Source organism: Radiobacillus sp. PE A8.2 (genome assembly GCF_045635475.1).
GTDB lineage: Bacteria > Bacillota > Bacilli > Bacillales > Amphibacillaceae > JBJGXI01.
Window position 1 is genome coordinate 1 of the sequence record NZ_JBJGXI010000039.1, and the last position, 26,151, is coordinate 26,151.

General features: G+C 38.4%; 28 protein-coding genes. 22 read left to right on the forward strand and 6 right to left on the reverse strand.

The annotated features are described in order from the left end of the window. The 14 genes from ACI6MV_RS18105 to ACI6MV_RS18170 form a co-directional block, all read left to right on the forward strand. Positions 1–261 (forward strand): RNA polymerase sigma factor (locus tag ACI6MV_RS18105; protein WP_407271742.1); only part of this gene is annotated, 261 nt, incomplete at its 5' end. Next, positions 254–1,546 (forward strand): DUF4179 domain-containing protein, encoded by a 1,293-nt coding sequence (locus ACI6MV_RS18110; protein WP_407271743.1) that lies wholly within the window; start codon positions 254–256, stop codon positions 1,544–1,546. The genes ACI6MV_RS18105 and ACI6MV_RS18110, both read left to right, overlap by 8 nt. 347 nt (positions 1,547–1,893) lie before the next feature. Further along, a complete protein-coding gene (locus ACI6MV_RS18115; protein ID WP_407271744.1) occupies positions 1,894–5,130 on the forward strand; it encodes an AfsR/SARP family transcriptional regulator in 3,237 nt (1,078 codons plus the stop codon). A 286-nt stretch (positions 5,131–5,416) separates the two neighbouring features. Next, entirely contained in the window at positions 5,417–6,706 is a 1,290-nt protein-coding gene (locus tag ACI6MV_RS18120) for a substrate-binding domain-containing protein (protein WP_407271745.1), read from the forward strand. Between the two features lie 97 nt (positions 6,707–6,803). Then, complete coding sequence (locus ACI6MV_RS18125; RefSeq protein ID WP_407271746.1) at positions 6,804–7,571, forward strand: ABC transporter ATP-binding protein; 768 nt, start codon at positions 6,804–6,806, stop codon at positions 7,569–7,571. Further along, complete coding sequence (locus ACI6MV_RS18130; protein ID WP_407271747.1) at positions 7,555–8,262, forward strand: ABC transporter ATP-binding protein; 708 nt, start codon at positions 7,555–7,557, stop codon at positions 8,260–8,262. Before ACI6MV_RS18125 ends, ACI6MV_RS18130 begins: the two co-directional genes overlap by 17 nt. An 11-nt stretch (positions 8,263–8,273) precedes the next feature. Next, positions 8,274–9,137, forward strand: coding sequence for a branched-chain amino acid ABC transporter permease (locus ACI6MV_RS18135; RefSeq protein ID WP_407271748.1), 864 nt, complete (start codon positions 8,274–8,276; stop codon positions 9,135–9,137). A gap of 4 nt (positions 9,138–9,141) precedes the next feature. Further along, positions 9,142–10,152, forward strand: coding sequence for a branched-chain amino acid ABC transporter permease (locus tag ACI6MV_RS18140; RefSeq protein WP_407271749.1), 1,011 nt, complete (start codon positions 9,142–9,144; stop codon positions 10,150–10,152). Positions 10,153–10,164: 12 nt separating this feature from the next. Beyond that, the gene (locus ACI6MV_RS18145; protein ID WP_407271750.1) at positions 10,165–10,344 is read left to right on the forward strand and encodes a hypothetical protein; all 180 of its coding nucleotides are present in this window, start codon (positions 10,165–10,167) and stop codon (positions 10,342–10,344) included. A 14-nt stretch (positions 10,345–10,358) separates the two neighbouring features. Continuing rightward, positions 10,359–11,363 (forward strand): 3-oxoacyl-ACP synthase, encoded by a 1,005-nt coding sequence (locus ACI6MV_RS18150; protein WP_407271751.1) that lies wholly within the window; start codon positions 10,359–10,361, stop codon positions 11,361–11,363. An 18-nt stretch (positions 11,364–11,381) separates the two neighbouring features. Beyond that, entirely contained in the window at positions 11,382–12,290 is a 909-nt protein-coding gene (gene phaZ / locus ACI6MV_RS18155) for an intracellular short-chain-length polyhydroxyalkanoate depolymerase (protein ID WP_407271752.1), read from the forward strand. Beyond that, entirely contained in the window at positions 12,287–13,030 is a 744-nt protein-coding gene (gene fabG, locus ACI6MV_RS18160; protein WP_407271753.1) for a 3-oxoacyl-ACP reductase FabG, read from the forward strand. The genes phaZ and fabG overlap by 4 nt, the downstream gene beginning before the upstream one ends. Before the next feature lie 12 nt (positions 13,031–13,042). Beyond that, positions 13,043–14,215 carry a thiolase family protein gene (locus ACI6MV_RS18165; protein WP_407271754.1) on the forward strand — a complete coding sequence of 391 codons (1,173 nt, stop codon included), beginning with the start codon at positions 13,043–13,045 and terminating at the stop codon, positions 14,213–14,215. Between the two features lie 37 nt (positions 14,216–14,252). Continuing rightward, positions 14,253–15,770, forward strand: coding sequence for an acyl-CoA synthetase (locus tag ACI6MV_RS18170; protein WP_407271755.1), 1,518 nt, complete (start codon positions 14,253–14,255; stop codon positions 15,768–15,770). A 192-nt stretch (positions 15,771–15,962) separates the two neighbouring features. Here ACI6MV_RS18170 and ACI6MV_RS18175 read toward each other — a convergent pair whose 3' ends face one another. The 3 genes from ACI6MV_RS18175 to ACI6MV_RS18185 all read right to left on the reverse strand — a co-directional run bounded on the left by ACI6MV_RS18175 (position 15,963) and on the right by ACI6MV_RS18185 (position 17,363). Continuing rightward, entirely contained in the window at positions 15,963–16,418 is a 456-nt protein-coding gene (locus ACI6MV_RS18175) for a DUF3278 domain-containing protein (protein ID WP_407271756.1), read from the reverse strand. Continuing rightward, positions 16,418–16,615, reverse strand: coding sequence for a helix-turn-helix transcriptional regulator (locus ACI6MV_RS18180; RefSeq protein ID WP_407271757.1), 198 nt, complete (start codon positions 16,613–16,615; stop codon positions 16,418–16,420). The genes ACI6MV_RS18175 and ACI6MV_RS18180 overlap by 1 nt, the downstream gene beginning before the upstream one ends. Positions 16,616–17,006: 391 nt before the next feature. Beyond that, on the reverse strand, positions 17,007–17,363 hold the full coding sequence (locus tag ACI6MV_RS18185; protein ID WP_407271758.1) for a hypothetical protein: 357 nt from the start codon (positions 17,361–17,363) through the stop codon (positions 17,007–17,009). 297 nt (positions 17,364–17,660) lie between these two features. Between ACI6MV_RS18185 and ACI6MV_RS18190 the strand changes: the two genes are divergently transcribed. Genes ACI6MV_RS18190 through ACI6MV_RS18200 form a run of 3 tightly spaced genes read left to right on the forward strand, consistent with a single transcriptional unit; the run spans position 17,661 to position 20,171 of the window. After that, on the forward strand, positions 17,661–18,032 hold the full coding sequence (locus ACI6MV_RS18190; RefSeq protein ID WP_407271759.1) for a cupredoxin domain-containing protein: 372 nt from the start codon (positions 17,661–17,663) through the stop codon (positions 18,030–18,032). A 31-nt stretch (positions 18,033–18,063) separates the two neighbouring features. Further along, on the forward strand, positions 18,064–18,753 hold the full coding sequence (locus tag ACI6MV_RS18195; protein WP_407271760.1) for an ABC transporter ATP-binding protein: 690 nt from the start codon (positions 18,064–18,066) through the stop codon (positions 18,751–18,753). Continuing rightward, a complete protein-coding gene (locus ACI6MV_RS18200; protein WP_407271761.1) occupies positions 18,753–20,171 on the forward strand; it encodes a hypothetical protein in 1,419 nt (472 codons plus the stop codon). The genes ACI6MV_RS18195 and ACI6MV_RS18200 overlap by 1 nt, the downstream gene beginning before the upstream one ends. Positions 20,172–20,683: 512 nt before the next feature. Here ACI6MV_RS18200 and ACI6MV_RS18205 read toward each other — a convergent pair. Beyond that, the gene (locus ACI6MV_RS18205) at positions 20,684–21,307 is read right to left on the reverse strand and encodes a class I SAM-dependent methyltransferase (protein ID WP_407271762.1); all 624 of its coding nucleotides are present in this window, start codon (positions 21,305–21,307) and stop codon (positions 20,684–20,686) included. A gap of 138 nt (positions 21,308–21,445) precedes the next feature. On the opposite strand from ACI6MV_RS18205, the gene ACI6MV_RS18210 reads away from it, so the two are divergent. The 3 genes from ACI6MV_RS18210 to abc-f all read left to right on the forward strand — a co-directional run bounded on the left by ACI6MV_RS18210 (position 21,446) and on the right by abc-f (position 24,098). After that, positions 21,446–21,919, forward strand: a complete 474-nt coding sequence (locus ACI6MV_RS18210; RefSeq protein ID WP_407271763.1) for a MarR family winged helix-turn-helix transcriptional regulator — start codon at positions 21,446–21,448, stop codon at positions 21,917–21,919. 47 nt (positions 21,920–21,966) lie between these two features. Then, entirely contained in the window at positions 21,967–22,077 is a 111-nt protein-coding gene (locus ACI6MV_RS18215; protein WP_407271764.1) for an RAxF-45 family protein, read from the forward strand. Between the two features lie 179 nt (positions 22,078–22,256). Then, positions 22,257–24,098, forward strand: a complete 1,842-nt coding sequence (abc-f, locus tag ACI6MV_RS18220; protein ID WP_407271765.1) for a ribosomal protection-like ABC-F family protein — start codon at positions 22,257–22,259, stop codon at positions 24,096–24,098. 150 nt (positions 24,099–24,248) lie between these two features. Here the strand turns inward: abc-f and ACI6MV_RS18225 are convergent, their stop codons facing one another. Continuing rightward, positions 24,249–24,458, reverse strand: coding sequence for a hypothetical protein (locus tag ACI6MV_RS18225; RefSeq protein WP_407271766.1), 210 nt, complete (start codon positions 24,456–24,458; stop codon positions 24,249–24,251). A gap of 156 nt (positions 24,459–24,614) precedes the next feature. Then, positions 24,615–25,088, reverse strand: a complete 474-nt coding sequence (locus ACI6MV_RS18230; RefSeq protein WP_407271793.1) for a GNAT family N-acetyltransferase — start codon at positions 25,086–25,088, stop codon at positions 24,615–24,617. 233 nt (positions 25,089–25,321) lie between these two features. On the opposite strand from ACI6MV_RS18230, the gene ACI6MV_RS18235 reads away from it, so the two are divergent. Together ACI6MV_RS18235 and ACI6MV_RS18240 are read left to right on the forward strand one after the other, a co-directional pair. After that, positions 25,322–25,582 carry a glutaredoxin family protein gene (locus tag ACI6MV_RS18235; protein WP_407271767.1) on the forward strand — a complete coding sequence of 87 codons (261 nt, stop codon included), beginning with the start codon at positions 25,322–25,324 and terminating at the stop codon, positions 25,580–25,582. Positions 25,583–25,701: 119 nt separating this feature from the next. Further along, positions 25,702–26,094, forward strand: a complete 393-nt coding sequence (locus ACI6MV_RS18240; RefSeq protein WP_407271768.1) for a YppG family protein — start codon at positions 25,702–25,704, stop codon at positions 26,092–26,094. Positions 26,095–26,151: the final 57 nt, after the last annotated feature.

Genomic DNA, 26,151 nt, shown 5'->3' on the forward strand with positions numbered 1-26,151 from the left:
GAGCGATTCATCCCACATCTGAAGAAGTGGGATGAATCGCTCTTAAGTTTTGTAATAAGTGAGCAACAAATCGACCTTAATCAACTATTAGCGAAATTAAATAAACAACAAGCGGAGACGATCCGTTTACGATATTTTCATGATTTGGATTATCAAACGATCGCGGAGGTTACTAATGTATCGCTGGGCACAGTGAAATCACGAATTCATCAAGGTCTAAATAAGCTGAATGAATTATATGGAGGTGAATATCATGAGTAACGTTGAACGCTTGCTAGAAGAAGAAAAAAATCGTATTGATCAAAATAATGCACCACCCGAATTGGAATCTAAATTGCGCAACGCCTTAGCGATGAAAAAAGCACCTCGAAAAAACAGAAAATCAATTTGGATTGCAGTTGCTTCGATTGTAATTGCCTGTGTATTTGTAAGCTACAATTATAGTGCCTTCGCTTATTACGGTAAAAAGATCTTCGGTTTTGACGACATTATGACAGGGACACTAAGTGATTTAAATGAAGCAGGCATGGGTCAAGTGTTAGAAGATGCAAATTATACATTTGAAAACGGAACGAGTCTGACGTTGAATGGCGTAATGTCAGATGAGAATAAAATAATTGTCTTTTATACAATGACAGCAGCTGATGGCCTCGATGAAGATACTTTTACAGATATCAGCTTTCCTCACCTTACGGGCTTTTTATTGTGGGGAAGTTCGGGAAGTGGTCATGCCCGGTTCAACGAGGAGCGTACTGAATTAAAAGGGGAATGGACGTATGATTCTGTACCTAACGCATTTGCCAAGCATCTTACTTTAGAGTTTGCTATGCATCACAAGGACGGAACAATCGAGAATGGGGAGATTACATTTGAATATGATGCAGCACAAGCGATGCAAACAAAAGTTAAACAAACGTTTGATCAACGATTTGAAGTTGATCACGGAACAATTAGCATTAAATCGATCACTGCTTCCCCGATGTCCACAGTCATTAAAGGACGGACTAATGTAGATAGTATTGACCGTGTTCAACAAGCCTTCGATGAGATTCGTCTGATTGCCAATGGTGAACAAGTTCGACGTGTAGGAGGATCAATTAGTTCCAATCTCACCGGTGGATCGACCTTTGAATTAGAATTTGATGCACTGCCATATCAATTAAATACAATGGAGCTTAAATTGGATAAATTCGTTGGGTATGAATATGTGAACGCAACTATCGCTCTTAATGATGAAGACAATAGGATTGCTGGAGAACCTTTAGAGATTAAACAAGTTGCTGTTGAGGACGGACAAACGAAAATTACTATTGCAACTGAAGAAACGGTGTTACTAGATAATGTTTCTATTGGTGATGAGCAAACGAAAACAGCTTTAACTACGACTGTTGGTCAAACACTAGAAAAAACGAGCACAGATGTGATACTTAAGGAGCGTACACTATTATTTGACACCATTGATCCAGCCAAAAACATGTATGTTGGCGGCTTCTATTATATGAAAAATTACGATTTGACGATGAAGCTAATCTCTGAAGAAAACTAACCTAATCATACCCACATTTCAGTTGTAAAAGAAATGTGGGTATTTAATCTTTAAATAAGAAAGTGATTTTTGTTTCATTATCCGCTATAATGGAAGCGCTAACAATATTGCGCGTGATTATTGGTTTCGAATATTTCTATTTGAAGCTATGGAGTCAGAAGTCAACATAAGCCTAAACGGTAGCTGCATATATATAGTTAAGTAGTCAATTTCACCATACTGATTTTTAACTATCCATATCCATAAAGTTGGATTAAACCGTCTCCCAACTATAATACGGATGCAGACAGAGAGCTGTATAAGGTAATTAAGTAATTGGACTGTGGATACAATGAAGGAGAGAGAATATGGAACAAATACCAGTTATACAAAGCCAAATTATTCCTCCATCAGTAAAGGAGCTTCATTTAAGACGTGCATCTTTACATAAAAAATTAGCTGCTATTTCTCGTTATCCATTAACGATTGTACATGCCGGCGCAGGCTATGGAAAAACGACAGCACTAACGTTATTTGTCCATGATATTTGTCCCACCGCATGTTGGTATACTGTTTCTCCTAACGATGATACACTAGCACAGTTTTTAACTAAAATAGTTTATGCGATTCGTAGAGAATGTCCGACGTTTGGAAAAGGATTACTATCGGAATTATCGCCAATGCCTAATAAAGAAAAAAGAAGTGTACTCGTTTCTTTATTTATTAACGATCTCATCAAACAGGAACAAGATATCATGCTAGTACTAGACGAGTTTCATCATATACAATCAGCCGATATAGATTCTTGGCTGACACATGTACTAGAGTATATCCCTGAAAACTTTCGCCTCATTTTATCATGTAGAACTAAACCAAAATGGAGTTTGTTAACTTCTTTCAAGGTTAAAGGTGAGCTAAATATTATAGGACAAGAGAGTCTAGTGTTGTCTAAAGATGATATGGAGCACCTGCTTGTAGATATGATGGAATTTCCAATTGAAACTGACCAATTAGAAGCTCTCTATCGTTTGACTGAAGGTTGGCCAATTGCATTTGGAATGCTGGCAGATCATATGTATCAAGGTTCTGAAGTTGCTACTATCTTAGAAAATCGTCATGATAATCTTCAGGAATTATATGACTTTGTCAAATTAGAGATATTCTCTAAGCAATCAGTAGATGTCCAACAATTTTTATTGCAAACGAGTATAGTAGATAGGTTGTCTCCGATGATTTGTAATGCACTGCTTGGAATGGACGATGCAGAAGCAAAACTAGACGATCTATTTAATCAAAATATGTTTATTGAAAAATTAGCAGACAATTATTATCGATACCATACTCTTTTTCATGAATTTCTCGTAGAGCAGTTAAGATCTTCAGACCTGGCAAGATTCTATTCGTTACACGGACGTGCTGCCAAGCTTTATGAACAGCAAGATGTAGAGAAGGCAGTGTATCACTATGCCAAGCTTAATCAATATGAGCCGGTGGCGAGAATAATTAGTGATTATGGTAGCTCAATGCTCAAATCTGGAAAGCTACAAGCACTGTCGAAATATGTATCGCTTTTACCCGCGACTTTAAAAGACCAATATACAATTTTATGGTTTTATGAAGGAGAGGTGAATCGCTTCCGCTCTGCTTACGATGAAGCGGAACATTGTTATAACCGTGCGATTCGAATTGGGGAACAGAAGGATGATACGTATCTTACAAGTCTGGCGTTAGAAGGCGTTGCACGTATATACTTAGATACGATTCAGCCTGATCGAGCAGAGTGGGTGTTGCAGCGTGCCATCCATCTAAAAGAAAACACGAATACGTCGAAGCAAGAAGAAGCAGGATTATATCAATTACTAGCAGAAAATCTATTAAACAATGGTCAAGCTGGTCGAGCCGAAAAATGGTATAAACGGGCCGAAGCACTTCATTTACCTGTAGAAGATGGAAATTTACAAGCAAGGATTTATTTGCGTACAGGAAGGTTAGAAAAATCAAGAGATGTATTGTTGCGACGTAAAAATAGTCAAACACACGACAATACAAAGCATTTAGCGGAGGCGCATCGGGAAACAGATATCTTACTTGCGCTTATAGAAGTGATTCGTGGAAACGCTGAGGAAAGTAAAGCATATGCACAAACAGGTATTAACTTAGGAATGAATATGGAATCTCCTTTCGTGGAGGCATGTGGTTGGATGAGAATGGGGCACGCGGTTCAACTTATCGACCGCTACGAATCGATTTTAGCAGAGAAGTGCTACCACACGGCCTTAAGTATTATGGAAAAAATACACGTATCAAGAGGTAAGGCAGAACCTTACATGGGTTTATGTCTTTTATATGGAGCGAACCGTCAGTATGAAAAGGCAATAGAAGCAGGTCAAAAAGGGTTATATGAAACAGAAAAAGTAAAGGATCTATGGCTTTCTTCTCTTATCCAATTATGTATGGCGATTGCATCTATTTATAACGAAAAATATGATCTTGCAATTGAAACCTTACTTCAAGTGAAAAAGCAATTAGAGCAATGCGGAGATAGGTATAGCAGGATGGTAACTGCATTTTGGTTAGCTTACGTCGCTTATGAAACGGATGATGAATCTACTTTTGAGAAGGAGATGCGGGATTGTATAAAAGAAATACAAGCCGGTAATTATGAGTTCTTCCTCAAGCAACGAACGATATTCGGTCCACAAGATTTACAAAATTTTGCACCTATGCTACTGAAAGCACAAAACATTAATATACATCGTCCGTTTGTGACAAAGATTATTTCTGAGTTGGAACTAGAAAATGTCGAAAATCATCCAGGTTATACGTTAAAAATACAAACGCTCGGAAGACTCAGATTATGGCTAGGCAATCAAATTATTGAAGAAGGAAACTGGCAGCGAGAGAAAGCGAAAGAACTTTTCGAATTCTTTATTACTAACCGAAACAAAATGATTCTAAAGGAAGAAATATATCAAGAATTATGGCCGGATCAAGACGTGACAGCTGCAAATCAAAGCTTTAAGGTAGCATTAAATGCTTTGTTAAAAACGTTGGAGCCGAATAGAAAAGCCCGCAGTGAATCATTTTTTATTAGGCGAAGTGGAAGTCTGTATGGTATAAACGATTCCTCTGCCTATCAACTAGATACGATTACGTTTGAAGAATGGATCATGGAAGGGTTGCAAGAGCAGGAGCCCTCCCAAGCGAAGGAGCTGCTTGAAAGAGGCTTGCTATTGTATAAAGGAAATTACTTACCAAATAGAAGATTTGATAACTGGTGTATTAATGAGCGGGAGCGATTACACGTTATTTATCTTCGCGCCGCAGAAAAAATGGCTCAAGTATCCGTACGACTATATGAGTTCGACAATTGCATTCATTGGTGTCACAAAATATTAAGGGAAGATGATACGTGGGAAGAAGCTTACCGGTTGCTTATGTACAGTTATTATCAAAAAAACAATCGTCCGCAGTCGATCAAATGGTATCGAAAGTGTAAAGAAGTGTTAAATAAAGAGTTAGGTGTAAAGCCTATGGGTCCAACGAATGATATGTACCATATGATTGTCGATTCCGATGATGATTATAATCGATTTAAAGCCTGAGAATCCTTGCTTATACAACAGCAAGGATTTTTTTAATGTCCCTAATCCCCTTGATATACGCATCTACTGTGCAAGATTTCTATTTTTGTAACTCCATTGTAACTCCCATCTTTTACTATATGTGCAAGCAATACTTCACCTGAGTCAATTTCATAATTACCTTACACAGCTATTTGCATTCGCATATCGTTCGAGGACGGTTTAATCCGACTATACGTGGATGCGAATTGCTAAGAATCAGTATTATGAATTTGACTTACCTAATAAAACAAAGGGGGAAAATCAATTGTTAAAGCGAATTTTAAGTTTGTTATTTTTAGTTTTTGTTTTATTGTTAACGGCAGCTTGTGGGGAAGATGGGGAGACTGCTAATCCAGGAGAAGATTCAAACGATAACACCGAACAGCAAGACAATGAGCCAGCAGACAATGCAAACAATAACACAGATACAGAAACGGAAGAACCAGCAGAACCGATTAAAATTGGTGTTTTAGCTTCATTATCAGGTGCATTGGAAGCTTATGGATTACAAACGAAACAAGGCTTTGAGATCGGGCTTGATTATGCAACGGACGGTACACGAGAAGTTGCAGGTAGAAAAATTGAAATCATTTATGAAGATACAGAAACAGATCCGAAAGTTGCAAGACAAAAAGCGTTACAGTTATTAGAAGATGAACAAGTTGATTTCTTGGTAGGATCGTCTAGTTCTGGTGATACGTTAGCGGTGACACCGCTAGCAGAAGAATATGAAACCGTTATGGTTGTAGAACCAGCTGTTGCAGATAGTATTACGGGCTCAGAATTTAACGAGTACATTTTCAGAACTTCACGTAACTCTTCACAGGATGCAGTGGCAGCGGCCGCAGCTATTGCAGGAGATGGTGTGAAAATTGCCACATTAGGACAGGAAAGCTCTTTTGGACGTGACGGTATAGCGGCGTTTGTTAAAGCGGCTGAGGATTTAGGTGCTGAAATTGTTCACGAAGAATATGCAGATCCTGCAGCAACAGACTTCACAGCCAACATTCAAAAAATTATTAATGCAGACCCTGATTATGTATTTGTAACATGGGCAGGTGCAAACTCACCTTGGAATCAAATTGCTGACATGAAACTACAAGAGCAAGGAATAAAAATCTCTACTGGTGCACCGGATATTGCTGCATTATCAACAATGATGCCATTAGTAGGTATGGAAGGTTTTACCGTTTACTATCATGATTTACCTGACAATGAAGTGAATGACTATTTAGTAGAAGAGCACAAAAAACGTTTTGATGGAGCTGTTCCTGACTTGTTTGCTCCAGGTGGAATGAGTGCAGCAATAGCGATTGTCGAGGCACTTACAAAAACAGAAGGTAACGCTGATGCTACTACGTTAATTGACACAATGGAAGGAATGAGCTTCGAAACACCAAAAGGTACGATGACATTCCGTCCTGAAGATCACCAAGCGTTGCAATCATTGTATGCGATTACATTGAAAGAGGTTGAGGGTGTTGATTATCCTGTGCCAGTGTTAAACAGAGTCTTAACACCAGAGGAGACAGAACCACCAATTCAAAATCAGTAAATGACTACATGGGACCCATGCCCTAACCAACTGGTGTGGGTTCCATTGTCATATAAGAATAATAGTCCAATTTATTAAGAACAAGAGGTGATGAACGATGGCAATGTTTTTGGAGACAGAAGATTTAACAATTAATTTTGGTGGGCATACAGCCGTAGACCATGTATCGGTTTCTTTCCTAGAAAAAAAATTCACTTCGGTGATTGGACCGAACGGAGCAGGAAAAACGACTTTATTCAACTTGTTAAGTGGTCAGTTATCCCCAACGAATGGTCGTATCGTATATAAAGGCCAAGACATTTCGAAGCTTTCTCCTACGGAACGAGTTAGACGCGGAATTGGTCGCTCTTTTCAAATTACAAACGTATTTCCAAACTTGACTGTGTTAGAGAATGTCCGACTAGCAGTACAGTCACAAGCCAAAGTGCGCTATCAGATGTTTGCCCATTTTAAGCATTATAAGCAATTTGAAGAAAAGGCGATGGAGCTATTAAAAGTCGTATTGCTAGATAGTAAGCATGAAATGATTGCTAGTAATCTTGCTCACGGTGAAAAACGAAAACTTGAAATTGCGATGTTACTAGCTTTAGATACAGAAGTGCTGCTTCTCGATGAACCAACAGCAGGAATGTCGATTGAAGAAGTGCCTGCGATTCTAGATGTAATCAAGCGAATTAAAGAAGAAGAAAATCGCACGATCGTGTTAATTGAGCACAAGATGGATATGATTTTGGACCTGTCTGATGAAGTGATGGTCTTGTTCCACGGGCAATTGCTCGCGAAAGGAACGCCAGAGGACATCATGAATAATGAACAGGTGCAATCGGCTTATCTAGGGGGATCATACAATGACGAGTCTGCTTAAATTAGATAAAGTACAAACCCATATTGAACAGTTTCATATTTTACATGATATTTCCTTTGACGTACCAAAAGGAGAAGTAACTGTTCTTCTCGGTAGAAACGGTGCCGGAAAAACAACGACATTACGAACGATTATGGGGCTGAATCCTGCGACGAAAGGCTCGGTTACATTTCACGATAATGAAATAAGTGCGTGGAAGCCGTACAAGATTGCCCAAAGTGGTATCGGTTATGTACCGGAAGAACAAGGTATTTTTGGTGGTCTTTCGGTCGGAGAAAATATGCGAGTTGCGATGATGAAAGAGGATGAATCAACGACCAATCGAATGGAATGGGTGTTAGATCTTTTTCCTGATTTAAAGAAATTTTGGAAGAAGCCTGGAGGACAATTGAGTGGTGGTCAAAAGCAAATGCTTGCCATTGCACGCGCGTATGTCAATAATAACGAACTTCTCTTAATTGATGAACCAAGTAAGGGGCTTGCTCCAATTATTGTGGAAAAAGTGATGGAGTCCATCCAGCAAATGAAAGAAAAAACAACGATTGTACTCGTAGAACAGAATTTTATGATGGCAAGTAAAATTGGTGATCGCTTCTATATCATTGATGAGGGGCAGACGGTTTATGATGGTGAAATGAAGCGGTTAAAAGAAGATAAAGCATTAATGAAAAAATATCTTGGTATTGCATAGGGGGTGGCAACATGGATTTAATCGTTAGTTTAACGATAAACGGTTTGGCGACAGGTATGCTGATATTTTTAGTAGCAGCAGGTCTTACGATTATTTTTGGCTTAATGGATGTGTTGAACTTTGCACACGGTGGTCTGTTTGTCTGGGGAGCATTTAGTGGTGTGTGGGCGTACAATCTTACCGGCAATTTTTGGTTGGGAATTGTTGCGGCGATCGTAACCGGGTTAATTTTAGGGGCAATAACGGAATATTTAATTATTCGTCCGGTTTATGGCAATCATGTGCAACAAATCTTAATTACATTAGGCTTAATGCTCGTGTTATCTGAGTTAATAAAAGTTGTTTTTGGTCCAGAACAAAGGGCTGCGAATCCGCCTAGTATGCTTGAAGGTAGTTTTATGGTAGGTGACGTTATCTTTATTAAGTATCGATTGTTTTTGATCGTCGTAGGATTTCTCGTCTATGCAATTACCTTCTTCATCTTAAAGTATACAAAAATTGGCCTAATTGTTCGTGCCGGTGTAATGAATAAGGAAATGGTACAAACACTGGGAATTAATATTCGTTTCGTATTTATGCTTGTTTTTATGGTTGGTGCAGCGATGGCCGCTTTCGGTGGCATGTTAATGGCTCCATACTCTGGTGTAATCTATGCCGAAATGGGTTTGGAATTTGGGATTCTCGCCTTCATCGTCGTCGTGATCGGCGGTATGGGAAGTTTTTCAGGTTCGCTCATGGCTGCCATATTAGTTGGGCTCGCACAAGCATACATGGCATATTACGTCCCAGCACTTTCATTGGCTGTAAATATGTTGTTAATGACAGCTGTACTGATTTTTAGACCGCAGGGATTATTTAAGGCAAAGGGGGCGTGATTACATGCAACGCATACGATTAGAAACAAGTACATGGATATATTTAGCTGCAGCAGTCCTATTATGTATTTTGCCTTTTATATTTACCGGTAGAAGTATTCAGTTTTTGATTATGCAAATTTTCATTTTTGGTATTTTTGCGATGAGTTATGATCTACTACTCGGCTACACAGGTATTGTTTCGTTCGGTCATACGATGTTTTTTGGTATAGGTGCTTATTCAGTTGCCGTTATGATGGACCGTTATGAGCCGACAATTTTTTATCTGATAATCGGAGTGGTCGTAGCGGTTATCATCGCAGCGATTGTAAGTTTTATTGTTGGCATTCTTACCCTCCGGCTCAAAAGCCACTTTTATGCGATGCTCACACTAGCATTGGCAGGTCTGTTTTTAGTTGCTGCAGAAAAGTGGCGCGGATTAACTGGGGGAACGGAAGGATTTACGTTACAAATTCCAGAGTTTTTAAAAGAGCGGGTTAACCTTTATCTGCTTTGTCTAGTTACATTAGTCTTGCTATTCTTCGGTCTTCGTAGGTTTACGAACTCACCGCTAGGAAGGGTGTTAATGGCAATCCGTGAAAATGAGGGACGTACAGAATCACTAGGGTATCACGTACTTCATTACCGCGTCATTGTCAGTGTTGTATCAGGTGTTGTTGCTAGTATTGCAGGTGCACTTTATATCTTATCGCTCCGGTTCATTGATACGAGTGTATTTGCTACTGATGTAACGTTAGATGCATTGCTGATGACGATTATTGGTGGGGTAGGCACATTAATTGGACCAATCATTGGAGCGGCACTTATTGAGTTCGCCCATCACTTTTTATCAGATCTAGCGGAAGTGCACTGGATATTTGAACGTTGGATTATATTATTTGGCTCGATCTATATTTTGGTTGTTATCTTTTTTCCAAAAGGAATTGTCGGTTCCTTGCACATGTTCTTCACAAAAAAGCGTACTAAAAAACAGAAGCAAGATTCTAAAGATACAAGTAAGCGGATGGCTGGCTGAAGGGGTATGTAAATGAATCAACCAATAACGTCATTTATAGTGCGGTTTCACAAAGTTGAGTCAAACGACGATTTAGAAAATAACTACCGAATCAAGATCACACATGTACAACGTGATCGTGAAATTAGTTTTGATACGTTTGAAGAGGCTATGAAGTATATGAAACAAGAAGTGGATGATACAGACGATTAGCTAGGGGGGATATCATGCAGGTTGGTATTCGAAGTACAGGGTTGTACATTCCAGATAATAAAATGACAGCTGCTGATTTAGCAGAACAAACAGGCTTGCCACAAGAGGTTATACAGCAAAAGTTAGGAATCAAACAAAAGCCTATTCCTAGTGAGTCAGACCACACAGCTGAAATGGGGATCAAGGCAGCAAAGCAGGCGATTGCTAAAGCGAACATAGATCCCGGTGCGATTGATTTAGTAATCTACATTGGCGAAGAGCATAAGGAGTATCCTTTGTGGACCGCGGCCATTAAAACACAAAAAGAAGTTGGGGCAGTGCATGCATGGGCATTCGATGCCGCACTTCGATGTGGTACGACAATAATGGCAATAAAAATCGCAAAGGATATGATGCTCGCTGATGATCATATACAGACGGTTTTACTCGCTGGCGGATATCGTAACGTAGATTTTATCAATTACCAAAACCCCCGCACTCGTTTTATGTATAACTTAGGAGCTGGCGGTGGCGCAATAATTTTAGAAAAAAATTACAACAAGAATATCGTGTTACAAAGTCATCTAATTACTGATGGATCTTTTTCCGAAGATGTTGTCGTAACAACGGGTGGAACGAAAAATCCGATTAGCGCGGAAAACCTAGAAGCGGGACTATATCAATTGGACGTATTAGATCCAGAAGGAATGAAACAACGCTTAGAGCAAAAGTCAATGGTTAACTTTCTCACATGTATCAGGGAAGCATTAGCGAAAAGTGGTTATGCACAAGAAGATATCGATTATGTAGCAATGCTGCATATGAAACGATCTGCACACCATTACGTGCTCCAAGAGCTGGGGTTAACTGAGGAGCATTCTATTTATCTAGAAGACTATGGACATATCGGACAAATTGATCAAATCTTATCGCTGCAGCTAGCAGAAGAACAAGGCAAGCTAAAAAAAGGTGATCTCGTTGTATTAGTCAGCGCGGGTATTGGCTATGCCTGGGGGGCAAATGTGATTCGCTGGGGCTAGAAAAGGAGGAATACAATCGTGAATATCACGTGGAAAAAGGTAGAGCTTCCTAATGGGGAAACGATGGGCTATCAAGAACGAGATGGTGGAGAAGACATAGTCATTCTCATTCATGGAAATATGACATCCTCTGTTCATTGGGATCTTGTACTAGAAAACATGGATGAGCGGTTCAAGTTATATGCAGTAGATTTAAGAGGGTTTGGTACCTCCACCTATCATCAGAAAATTACTGCAATAAAGGACTTTTCTAATGATGTAAAGGCTTTTGTGGACACCTTAGAAATAAGCGATTTTTCCTTAGTAGGGTGGTCTTTAGGTGGAGCGGTTTGTCAGCAATTTTGTGCGGATTATCCAGATCTCTGCAAGAAGTTAGTGCTACTAGCTTCTGGGTCTACGAAGGGGTTTCCGTTCTTTGGAACAGATGAAAAAGGACTTCCAGATACAACTAAACGTCTACAAACGATAGAGGAAGTAAGGCATGATAAAGGTAAGACAGCTGTCGTCCAAGGAGCATATGACCAAGGGAATCGTGAAGTTTTGAAGATGATTTGGGATTTATCTATTTATACAAATAAGAAACCAGAAGCAGATCGATATGAAAAATACGTAGATGATATGATGACGCAGCGAAATTTGGCGGAAACGTATCAAGCATTAAACATATTTAATATTAGCGGCCAATCAAATGGGCTGACCGATGGAAATAATCAAGTTCGGAATATAAATTTGCCTGTTCTGATTTTAAGAGGTGAAAATGATTTGGTCGTATCAAAACAAATGACCGATGAAATCATCGAGGATTTTGAGGGGAAAGCGGAATTTGTCGAATTAAAAAATTGTGGTCACTCCCCACTGGTAGATGATCTTGCAACATTATTGTCACATATGGAACGGTTTCTCACACGAAAGGAGTCTCATGCATGAAACGACTACAAGATAAAGTAGCGATTATTACTGGTGCTGTTAACGGAATCGGCTATGAAGCAGCCAAGACTTTTGCTAGGGAAGGTGCGAGGGTTGTGCTTGCTGATTTTGATCAGGAATCTGGTGAAACTAGCCAAGCGCAATTAGCTGGCATGGGCTACAATACGATGTTCTGTCAGGTTGATGTGTCTAGTCGAGAAAGTGTTGATCAGATGACGCGTAACGTGCTTGATAACTTTGGTCAAATTGACATTCTCATAAATAATGCTGGAATTACAAGAGACGCGATGCTTCGGAAAATGACAGCAGAGCAATTTCAGCAAGTAATTAATGTGAATCTAACGGGTGTATTCAACTGCACGCAATCGGTAATAGAGCAGATGATCGCACAAGGAAAAGGTAAGATTGTTAACACTTCCTCCGTAACTGGAGTCTATGGCAATATTGGCCAAACAAATTATGCAGCCGCCAAAGCTGGCGTCATTGGGATGACGAAAACGTGGGCAAAGGAATTAGGAAGAAAAGGTATTAACGTTAATGCGGTTGTACCTGGATTCACAGAAACCAATATGGTAGCGAATATGCCAGCGGAAATTATTGAAAAAATGAAAGCACAAGTACCTTTGGGGCGTCTAGGAAAGCCAGCAGATATTGCCAATGCTTATCTATTCTTATCCTCAGACGAATCAGATTATATTAGCGGACACGTACTTCACGTTGATGGCGCTATTATCATGTAAGGAGGATTCCATATGAGAGACGTAGTCATTGTAGCGGCAAAACGGACACCAGTCGGCGTGTTTGGTGGAGCGTTTAAGGACTTGCTGCCAACAGATTTAATCGTACCAGTCATCCAAGATGTATTAACAGATAGTAAATTAAACAACACAGAAGTTAATGAAGTGATACTAGGACATTGTATTCAACGAACGGATCAACCGAATACAGCGAGAACAGCAGCACTACTTGCAGGATTAAGTGATACGACAACAGGTTATACCGTGCAAAGGCAATGTGCCTCTGGAATGCAGGCGATCATATCGGGTGCGTTGCAGGTACAGGCAGGGCTGTCTGATATTGTTGTTGCCGGTGGTGTTGAAAATATGAGCTCGAGCCCTTATATAGTAAACGATCATCGTTTTGGAAAGAGGTTACAGCATTCACAAATAAGAGATAGTGTCTGGGAAATTCTCGAAGACCCCATCCATCACATGATGATGGGTGAAACAGCGGAAAACTTAGCTGAACTCCATGGTATTTCTCGTCAACAACAAGATGAACTAGCTTTGTTAAGCCATGAAAGAGCACTTCAGGCAATGGAGACAGGCAAATTCGATTCACAGATTACTCCAATTACCGTGAAAACAAGAAAACAAGAAACCCTAGTGACGAAAGACGAAAATCCAAGACCAGGTTTAACGATGGCAAAATTAGCAAAGTTAAAACCAGCATTCAGAGAAAATGGAACGGTAACAGCGGCTAATTCATCAAGTTTAAATGATGGAGCAGCGGCAGTCGTGCTAATGACTGCAAAAGAAGCGGAACGAAGAGGTTTACAACCGCTTGCCAAAATATCGGGTTACGCTATTGCTGGTGTTGATCCAAAAGTAATGGGGCGTGGGCCAGTACCGACAATTCAACAAGGACTCGTGGGTGTTAATTGGAGTCTTGAAGATGCAGATGTCATAGAAATCAACGAGGCATTTGCAGCTCAGTATTTAGCGGTGGAAAAGGAACTTGGTCTAAATCGGGATATCACAAATGTAAATGGTAGTGGTATTAGTCTTGGCCATCCGGTTGGATGTACTGGAGCTAGAATTACGGTATCACTAATCCATGAATTAGTGCGCCAAGATAAGCACCGTGGTATAGCCTCCCTCTGTGTCGGTGGTGGCATGGGTGCTGCCTTGTTTTTAGAAAGATAAATTAGCATATCACTAACAGATAAAGGGGGATAGAATTATGGTGAGTTATGATGTAGATTGGTTGAAAAGTAGATCAATATTGTTTCCCGAAAAACGTGCAGTCATTGATGCCGTTACTGATGAATCATGGACATTTAAAGAGATTGATCATCGTGCAGATGTTTTAGCACATGTTTTTCTTGCAAATGGAATCCAGAAAGGTGACCGTGTTGCTTTACTTTCAAAAAATCATATAAGCTATTTTGACTTTTTGTTCGCTTGTGTCAAAATTGGAGCGGTATTTGTTCCATTAAATTGGCGTTTAACTTCAAGTGAACTGGATTATATCATTGGCGATGCAGCTCCTAAAATAATAGGCATACAATCTAATTTTAATAGTGAATTAAATCGATTGAAAAATAGAAATCATGTTATTGAAATTGATTCAAATAGTTATATAACGAATTTACCTATAGCTTACGATGATCTGAAACCTGATCAAACTATTTCAGAATCTGATCCATTAGCTATCATTTATACAGGTGGAACAACAGGGGATCCCAAAGGGGCAGTACTAACGCATCGCTCTATTCTGTGGAATAGTATGAATACGATTGTAAGCTGGAATCTTACAAACGAGGATACAACATTAACCTGTTTGCCAATGTTTCATACAGGGGGATTAAATTCATTAACATTGCCGGTAATAATGGCAGGTGGAACAGTAATTTTGTCACCAGGGTTTCAACCAGAGCAAGCTGTGGTAGATTTAATTCGTTTTGATTGTACGATTGTACTCTTTGTCCCAACAATGTATCATTTGTTAATTAAAACTGAGGAATTTAAGCAAGCAAACTTCCCGCAAATGAAGGTGTTTCTATCTGGTGGTGCACCCTGTCCGCTTAGAATTTATGAGGCTTTTCAGGGCAAAGGACTAGCATTTAAAGAGGGGTATGGGTTAACCGAGGCAGGACCAAATAACTTTTATATCGACCCTGAAGATGCGGTTAAGCATAGAGGGTCTGTAGGTAAGCCAATGATTCTCAATGATATAAAAATACAAGCTGAACATGGATCGGAAGCAGCCGCCAATGAAGTTGGAGAACTGCTCGTCCGTGGAAATCACGTATTTGAATTCTACTGGAACAAACAAGAAGCGACAAAAGCGGCGATTATTAATGGTTGGCTTCATACAGGTGATTTAGCGAAAAAGGATTCAGACGGATATGTGTATATAGTCGGGAGGAAGAAGGATATGATTCTTTCTGGTGGTGAAAATGTATATCCATTAGAAATTGAAAACTGGTTAGAATCACACGAAGCAATAGACGAAATAGCCGTTATTGGGGTATCAGATGATAAATGGGGAGAAAAGGTTATTGCTTTTGTTACTACCCACCAGCCGGAAATAGTTACAGATCAAGCATTAACCAATTATTGCAAACAGAAGTTAGCGGCATATAAAATACCCAAACAGTTCCACATTGTCGATGAATTGCCAAAAACACATGTAGGGAAAATAAATAAAAGTATGCTAAAATCACAGATTGAAAATACAAAAAGCGAGTTAAGTTAATAGTAATGCCATTGTGTAGGGAAGTGGATATAGGTACAGTTTCAAAAATTTCAGCATCGAATTGCAAAGCAATTTGGTGCTATTTCTTTGAGGGATAAGGAAAACAAATGAATTAACGTTTTACATTAGATTTATAGGATAATTGCGTTAATCCCTGCATGGATCAACGCAATTAATTTTATCAACTTCTGATTATAACAATTCCTTATTTCTTATATAGGAACGCTTTAAAGAAATGTAGCTAGGTATAAAAAAAGTTAAGCAAATACTTGATAATAATCCTATAGCTCCAATCCATTCGTTTGGATTGCTCGGTATACCTTCAAAAATCAAATAAAACAGCATATACATAACAACAAAACTACAGGTTCTAGTAAAAATGCTTTTTATCTCTTTCTTATAAGAATGTTCTGTTGTAATTTCTGTATATTCAATTCCAGATATTATATATCTTCCTGCAACATAAAAAAGGAAGATAGCAATGGATAGCAATAGAGCAATTTCTCCACTTATAATAAAAAACTTCGTACAGATTAGCATTATAACAAGGGAAAGCAGAAGGATGACCGCCCCTTCGGAGAAAAAATACAGCATTCTTCTTTCCTTATATTCATCAGTTGGTAATAAAAAAGATATCCAAGATTTCATTACAACTCCACCTCCCAAAATAATTCGTCCAACGTTCTATTAAGTGCTATTGCTATTGCAACACAAAGTTGAAGGCTAGGGTTATATTCTCCTTTTTCAATCAGTCCTATTGTCTGTCTAGTAACTCCTACTCTTTTAGCTAATTGTTGTTGTGTTATTGACAATTTTATTCGTGTAATTTTCACATTGTTTTTCATGAATTCACCTACGATTTGCAATATATATATAACATATGCAACTTATATATTACATTGTGTATAAAAAAAGTCAACTGTATTGTTACCGACGTCTAAAAAACTGCCAATGACTATTACTTAACCTTTCGGCGCAATAGCAAAAGAAGCGACAACTTCTTAGTATTTATCTACAAAAAGTACCTGTTCAAAAAGTTCCGTATTTAGCACCGAGATGATTGGATCAAGCTAGAAAAAAAGATAGGAGCGTAGACAGAACCTGCGTGAGGACAGGATTTTTCGGTTGAATCCAATATTCGATGTCGATAGGCTACTTGAGTAATCATTGTGATTAATTGGGGCTTTTTGAACAACTTCATAAAGGGTGCCATATAGTTTAAGAAGATTTGCTTGTTCATAACTCACTTCTAGTTTCTATGCTTCGGGCAAACATCGCAATGATCCCTATTGTAACCCCGAAAATAATGTACAAAGCTAAAACGGGAAGTATTCCTTCGATTGTCATCGTGTTATTTAAAATGATAACAGTAAGCATAAATAAAGTGATGAAAGTAAAGAACAAGCCTAATCTCGTGCTATTTCTACGAAAAGCTAATATTGCATCCACTAACGAATTTGCTGTTACTAATCCCAAAATTAATTGTACGAACGGAAGTAAAAGGAATTCATGATTTTGTGTAATTAAAGCATAGCTTGAAAAAAGTGTTGCGATAACTCCAACAATAATAGAGAATGTTTTTTTGTTAAACATAGAAATCTCCCCTTATTTTCAGTTATTTGCTTATTACACCGTTATACGTCTGAACCATTAAAAATGTTTCAACCTTGCAAGAATCATGCCCACAGACTTTTCTAAGGTGACCTACTAGGAAGAATACCATTCTCCTAGAATTCCATTTGATCCGTTAAGATAGAATATATTAGTTTTCAATATAATCAGAGCCAATTCACACTTACCATAAGAAACTATTTGTTTTATAGTTGTTTAAAAACGATCGTCCTTTATAATTAAAATAGATCTTTTTAAAAGAAGGGGAGCAATATTACGATGAGAAAAATACCATTAACTATACTTGCGATATGCATTACTATCTTTTTAGCTGCTTGTGGTCAAGAACAAGGTGGCGGAAATGCTAGTCAAAATGAAGTGGATGAAAATGCGACATTACTAGAAATTCATGCTACTAACTTTGAATTTGATCAAGCGGAGTATGTGGTTAAAGCAGGTGAACCGGTAACGATTCAATTAAGTAGTGATGAGGGCATGCACGGCATTAACATTCAAGGACTGGATGTCAATATTGACGGAAATGGATCGAAGACGATTACACCGAGTGAACCAGGAGAGTATACAATTTTTTGTAGTATTCTTTGTGGTACAGGCCATGGAAATATGATTTCAAAACTTATAGTGCAGTAATATTCTCTGTAGTTAGGGGTGCTATAGAAAAATGACTAGACTGACGATCGAAAATTTAACAGTTGCAATTAGAGATACCGTATTACTAGATAATATAAACATCGAGATTTTACCGGGAAAAGTAACAGCTCTCGTCGGTCATAATGGAGCAGGGAAATCGACGTTGATGAAGACAATACTTGGCTGGCAGGATAAGAAGGCTGGTGAAGTATTTATAAATGGTATATCACAGGAAAAGGATTTTTTGTTATTCAAGCAACAGCTTTCTTATATTCCTGAGGAACCGTTATTAATCTCTGAGTTAACAACCATGCAGCACTTTCAGCTTTATGCCAAAAGCTATCAGCTTGACCAGCAAGCATTTTTAGAAAAAGCCAAATATTATACAAATGCACTAGAAATTGACGATAAGCTTGATGAATATCCAGAATCATTGTCAAAGGGTATGCGGCAGAAGGTTCAAATGATTTGTTCGCTATTACCAGATGTACCTTTGCTTTTAATTGACGAACCGTTTATGGGGCTAGATATATACGCCTCAGAATTATTGGAGAAGATCATAGCTGAAAAGGCGAGTAATGGAACAACGATTCTAATTACTACCCATCAGCTCGAGCGTTTGGCTAATTTAGCAGATGATTATATTATGCTACAGCAAGGTAAGATTACCGAGCAAGGATCGATAAGTGAATTCAGGCAACTGAAAAGGAGATTTGACTGATGGACAAAACTCCTTCTGCAATCAGCGCTTTTCTCGATATAAAGCGAAATAGAACCAAGAAAAAACAAAAGCTTTATAAGCTTGCCTTCGATGTTAGCATCGACATCACCACCTCCATCTATTCAGTGGCATTTTTAATCATGTGTGGCTTTCTTATTTACGGTATGATGATCGAATACCGGCATGTGTTTTTGGAAATCGAACAATTTATAGCTAGCCAATATACATTGTTGTTGTTTATTTTAGTCATGAGATCACTAGTTTCATCGTTTACTAGACCGGGTGTCTTATTTTCCAGTGCAGAATTGCAGCTAAGTCTCCTGCCGTATTCTATGAAAAGGCTTTGGATGTACTGTGCATATGAAAAGTGGATAAAAAGTATCCTTACGTGGACAGTTTTTGCGACAATCCTAACGATTATTACACCGTTTCACGCAAGTACCTTGTTTCCGGTAGCGATAGTAATGATCGTTATCCAAATCCTGACGACGACGCTACAGTGGAAGCTTTTTCAAGTTAATACGCTGAATAAGTTTATTGTTATATTTTCTGTCGGTTTTTTATACGGATTAACGAGATTAGTATATGCCTTCATGTCCCTAAACAACTGGTATCTAGTGGTGACAGTATTAATTCCTTTAGTTATTGTCAACATGCTATTAATCAAACGTTTGTTTAAAAAAATCGATTGGATGAAAGTAGTCCAAACAAATGATTTAGTAATATGGAATATATGGTTTGTCAATCAGATGTCTAAAGTAGAAATAAAGCCTCCAAAGAGGCAAGGACTATTACAAGCAATCGTTCATCGGACAAGGAGTAAGAAGCCTTTTACATATAATTTATCAACTATGTATGCCCGTCTATGGAGACGTCACTTTGCCCAGGAAAAAGAGCAATTAATAAAAGTATTTGGCGGTATTATTATTCTGTTAGCAGTCCTAAGTTTCAAAGGTCCATGGATGTTTGGAATTGCAATAACACTCAGTATTTTTCTGTTTGCAAATATAGGTAGTTTCTTCTTTAGTAGTATGTTTATCGATCGATTGGTCAGCAGTATGCCGTGGGATATGGAGATTTGGAAGCAATCATTTCTGCGCTGGGCATATGGAGGTGGCGGCGTAGTATTACTGCTTTTGTCAATTCTACTATTAGCTCGAACCGGGATAAGTCTATGGATCCCAGTTCAATTGCTAAGTTATTTAGCGATAGCTTCGTATTATTTAAAGCACCAGATGCGTGAAAAAGCTTATGTAATTAGTAGAGTTGAATACGTAAACAAATTGGTGGAGAGTACTCTTATCATAGGGATGTTTATACTAACTGCAATTAGTATTGTGTATCCATATGTAAGTTTCATAACTATTGCATGTTATTTTGTATTAACACGTGGAAAGTTATGGCCTGCAATGCTTTAGTAGGCGATAACTTATTTCTTAAGCTCTTTTCGATTTTAAACTTCATAATTGAATGAAAATCTGACGTAGTGCTAGTGATTTCCGCACCAGGCTGTCGCTTTCTGTGAAGAACGCCGGGTGCCAGCAATAAAATAGCAAATCAAGATGCTATAAACTTTTAGTGGCCAGAGGGGACCTTATTTCGCGTAATATACCAGTTTTTTATGATTTGACGGCCATCAGAGCCCTTATTTACTCAAAATGGCATACTATAGCAAGGTTTTATTCAAATAAGCGTACCGGTGGCCGCACAATTCTTAAAATGTCCATCCTGTCACAAATAAGGTCCAAGGTGGCCGTTAAGAAGCAACTCATTTCGCCCACCATGCGTGATTTTCACTGAGCTCAGCTCTTCAGCACCGAGGAAAGCAAAGTGTAGTGACGGGAGCGGTGCACATGTAAGATGTGAGCACATATGCACTACGTCGGGGGCTAGCTATTTTCCGCAATAACAACAACCATCTAGATAACAATCATTTCTTACATACTGCAATGCCTAGCGGATATTGTATATCTCTTCCGAGCGGTTCAATTAACACCCCTTTTTGAAAATAAAATTGCTTCTCGGTGTAAGGTTCAAATAGTGCCTGAAATTCCTCAGGTTTTAATTGATGTATATGAAAAGGTGATCCACACTCGACACCTCTTCCTTCTCCAAACGGAGTTGATACAATCAGTTTGCCGCCAGGCTTTAGTAACCGGTAGTAGTTATCTAGTAATGCTTGCTCCTCTTCGATATGTTCAAGTGTCTCAAAACTTGTAATGCAATCAAACTGTCCAAACTGATCAACTAGTGAAATATCTGTTGCATTTGCTATATGGAAGTTTGATTGTGGGTGATAATAGGTTGCTTTAGCATAAGTGATGATCTCTGGATCAATATCAATACCAACGACTTCGTAAATAACATCTTTCTTTTCTTTCGCAATCATATGCGTACCATACCCAGCGCCGCACGATAAGTCCAATACACGCCCTTCATTAATATAATATAAGGCAAATTGATAACGAGCAATATGCTCCAATAATAGTTTGTTCATCGGTTTCATCTTTGCAGGAATAACACGTTCTCCAGTATCCTCAATCAATAATGACACCGCTTTCCTTAGTGTTGTGTTAATCTAATTATGACACAGATAGAGTATGCTGCCAAAATTTGTTACGTATTCTCGTCATGGAAATAGATAAATGAATATGATACGTTTATAAGAAGTTAGAGTAGAGAAGGGGATTGTATGGATAAGAAACATCTATATCGTGAAAAAAAACAAGATCCATCCCTTAAATTATTTGTAGTCTTGTCGAAGGCTTATCGGTCAATTTCCGATCAAGTCGCTGCAGATATAAGAAAACGAGGGCTGAACACGACAGAATTTGGCGTTTTAGAATTATTATATCATCAAGGTGAACAACCTTTGCAAAAAATAGGAGATAAGATCTTACTCGCAAGCGGGAGTATTACGTACGTCGTTGATAAATTAGAGCAAAAGGGTTATGTATCACGTAAGCAATCTGATAGTGATCGTCGTATAACGTATGCTTCTATTACACAGGAAGGATCTAGACTGTTAGAAGAAATATTCCCGGGACACTGGGAGCAAATTGAATCGATAACAGCAGGATTAAGTGAGGAAGAAAAACATGAAACCATTGATATGCTGAAAAAATTAGGCACTTATGCAGACAGATTATCATTGGAAAATAAATAAATTAAAGGTATAATGAAATAAATACATTTAAGAAGGAGGGAATTTAGATGCTACACACAAACGCACGTGCTATTGATACTGAGTTGTTGTATATTCACCGTGCGATTTTTCATGAATTTGTTGATAACGGGATACGTATGCCCTTTTTTAACAACTAAATGAATGGAAAATGTGTAGGATCTTCTTTCCCATAGACTAATAAATTCTTGGATCCACGCAATAGGTGTGGATTTTTTTAATCCAGATTATTTGCGTTGGATCAATATGAGAGTCAGGGGCAGTTGCCTCTGGCTTTTTTGTTTACAAAAATACATGCTTTATATAGGGAGTAATTAACATGTTGGTGACATTGAAAGATATTAAAAAAATTATTGGTGGAAATATATTATTTAGTGAACTTAATTTTGAAATAAAACCCGGTGAAAAAATTGGGATGGTTGGCCGTAATGGTGAGGGTAAATCAACCATATTTAAGATAATTACCAGGTTAGAAGAGTTTGAACAAGGCGAATTGTTTATAAAAAAAGATACGAAAATTGGCTATTTAGAACAAATACCGTTATTTAATCAAGGGACGGTTTGGGAGTTTCTTGAGGCTAGTTTCGATAAACTAAATCAATTGAAACAACAGATGGTGGAGTTAGAAAAGCAGATGCAAGATACTAATAAAATTGATAAGGTATTAGCTAGTTATGGGGAAGTGCAAGCCATGTTTGCAAGCCAAGGTGGTTATGAAATGGAAGCAAATATAAAGCGAATTGCAGCTGGATTAAATATAGATGTATTACTAGATCAGTCATTCGACCATTTAAGTGGAGGGGAAAAGACGAAGGCCGGTCTTGCTAGAATATTATTACAGGAACCGGATTTACTATTACTTGATGAGCCGACGAACCACTTGGATTTATCGGCAATACAGTGGTTGGAAAATTTCTTAGCTCAATACGCTGGCGCGGTTTGTATCATTTCGCATGACAGGTATTTCCTAGATCATACAATAAAGAAAGTTGCTGACTTAGAATGTGGTGAAGTTACCTATTATCAAGGTAACTATAGCTCTTATGTTGAACAAAAGGAAACGAAGCTTTTGCAGGAGTTTGCCGCCTATCAAGAACAACAGAAAAAAATCAAAAAAATTAAGGAAGCAATTAAACGGTTAAGGCAATGGGCGAATGAAGCTAACCCACCGAATGAAAAGTTGTTCAAGCGTGCAAAAAGTATGGAACGAGCATTGGAGCGAATGGAAAAGCTCGACAAGCCTGTCTTGGATCCAAAGAAAATGAATTTGGATTTCAATCCGGAAAACCGGAGTGGTGAAGATGTTATTAAGTGTAAGGCTCTTTATAAGGACTTTGACAATAAACAAGTATTAAAAGGAATAGATCTGCATTTACGTTACCAGGAGCGCTTAGCGATTGTCGGTGATAATGGCAGTGGGAAATCAACATTAATCAAGCTGATACTCGGCAAGGAAAGTGCGACAGCAGGTGAAGTGCTGCTTGGTTCGCAAATAAAAATAGGTTATCTTCCGCAACATCCTCTACAGGACGTAGATCCAAAAGTAAGCGTAATTGACTATTTCCGAGAAGAGGTTCGTGCCACTGAAGGTCAAGCGCGACATTTGTTAGCACAGTTTATGTTTTATGGTTATTCGGTATTTCAAAAGATTAGTCAGCTTAGTGGTGGCGAAAGAATGAGAGTCCAACTGGCCATCTTTATGCATCAAGGTGTGAATGTACTCGTCTTAGATGAGCCAACCAATCATTTGGATATCGACTCGCAAGAAGTGTTAGAAGAAGCAATTGCAAACTTCGAGGGGACGGTTATTGGTATTTCTCATGACCGCTACTTTTTAAATCAATGCTTCACAGACACGGCATATTTAGTCGATGGAAGCCTAAAACGTTATCCGGGCACCTATCAGGAAACCTGTTCTAATTGGGAACAACTAAAACAACAAGTACAAGAGAAGCAGCAAAAACAGGCACCAAAAAAAGCAAAAGAAATCAAGAAGACGACATCAATCGATTATGAAGTAGAAATTAGCAGATTAGAAGCTAAGGTAGCTGATTTAGAGAAGAAAAATCCATCAAATGACAAGATAATGCAATTTCGACAAAAGATTGATCACTATTACAATGTTTGGCTTGAAAAAGAAGAGAAGAAAATCGACGAATAGTGATGTTTATCACTGAACCTTTGACAGGATTATATTATGATAAGGGTGAGATTAGGATGTCTTTTATTATATCTAGTGAATACGAATGAAAGAGAAAAGGTCGTATTCTAGAAAATTTTAACTCGCAGGTCAAAATTAGGAACAAGACGCTTACCATTGGTAAGCGTCTTGTTTTTTAGATGAATAATAACAACATTCGGGATGACTAGTACCAGCGCTCCTAGTCAATAGTGAGAATTCCCTTAGGCCCGGCGCAATTACGAGCTGTTGCGGTGCAATTGGTATGCGGTTTGGTGCAATAGTCTGCCGTTGTGATGCAATTATTCGTTCATATGGTGCAATTACGATTAGGTGGTTCATTTGGGCAACCGCCCTCGGCTTTGGTGAATAGGCACTACGCAAACAAGAGGTTTTCTTGCTCTGAGTTCCATTCCGTACTTGCTAAATGGGGCGGCACACTTCTTTTAAAAACGACATCGTATATCAAAACAGCGTATATTTCCCGGGGAATATCTTTTATTCGACAGTAATCCAAAATCTTTTGATTACGTTGCCATCTTCTTCTATGCAATCAAGATCTGGGATGCCACCATTATTGCAAATGGTTTTCTCTGAACCTGTGTTCCATGCGTCGCAGACGACGAGTGCACGGTCAATATGTAATTTCTTCGCTTCTTGTAATGCCAATTGTAAAAGCTTTGTAGCATAACCCTTTCTTCTTTCAGAGGGACGGATGCCATACCCAATATGACCACCGCTATTCATTAACAATTCTGTTAATTGGTGTCGTATACTGACTGCACCAAGCACACGATTTTCATGGTTAACTAGCCAAAAGGCAGAGTCTGGCACCCAACCTTCCGGAAGACCTTCTCCAACGCTAGCAGTTGCCAAATCCTGTACCATAGCAGGGAAATTACTTGGATCTTTCTTTATAAACCATGGAATCATATCTTCTCCAGAGTCAGCCCATTCACGATGAAATGACATATATTGTTGTTGTAACTTAACAGTCGGTTTAACCAAGTATAAAGAATTATCCAATTGTTTTTCCTCCTTGATGCGCGCAAATTTTACCAATTTTATCATAAAAATTGCTGCAGGAACATAACAAATATATTGCATTCAATTTCTAGCAAAATAAAAAGGAGTTTAAAGATTAGTAAGCAGGGAAAAGAAAATATGTCTAAGGCGCGTAGAGAAATACTCAAGGAGGAACATCAATGGAGAATCAAGACATCGTTGTTTATATAAGTAATGATTGTAGCCAATGTGACGAATTGGTTTCTCAATTGGATGAATGGGGGGTAAAATATCAGCAAAAAAATACTACTGAAAACGCCAATTTCTTGAAGGATTTACAAAAACAAAAAATTTATGCGACACCTGCTGTATTCATTGGTAATCAAAAAATACTAGGCTTTCAAAAGAACAAACTAAAACAAGAATTAGGAATCCGAAATCATTATTCATATGGCAACTAATTACCACAACTATATGCTCCAGTAACAAAAAACCCTAATTCTGAAATTGAAAGTATTAACCATATTTCCTATAGTGCATAAAGTAGTAGTAAAGGAAATATGGAAAGAGGTGTGTGCATATGCCACAAAGAAGAGCGTCATACTTTCAATCACCATACCATCAAAACCCTAATCAATACGCACCGCAAAACTTTCAGCAACAGCCATTTCAACAGCCATTTTATTCCGAGCAAGCTTCTCAAGCACAACCAACGCAGGTCGGTGCGACGCCTTATGATCATTTTGCAAAGCCGCAACAGCCTGCCCAATGGAATAACTATTTCCAACCAAACGGACAGCAGAGTATGGGCTGGAATCAGAAACCAAATGGAATAATGAATTATTTCCAAGACAAAGAGGGTCAGCTGGACGTCGATAAGATGCTTGGAACAGTAGGACAGATGGCAAATACGGTGCAACAAGTATCACCATTATTAAAAGGTTTAGGTTCTTTCATGAAAGGTTTTAAATAGGCAATATTAGCAGGAGGGAATTCCTGTCGTCAAAAAGCGACAGGAATTTTCTTGGTT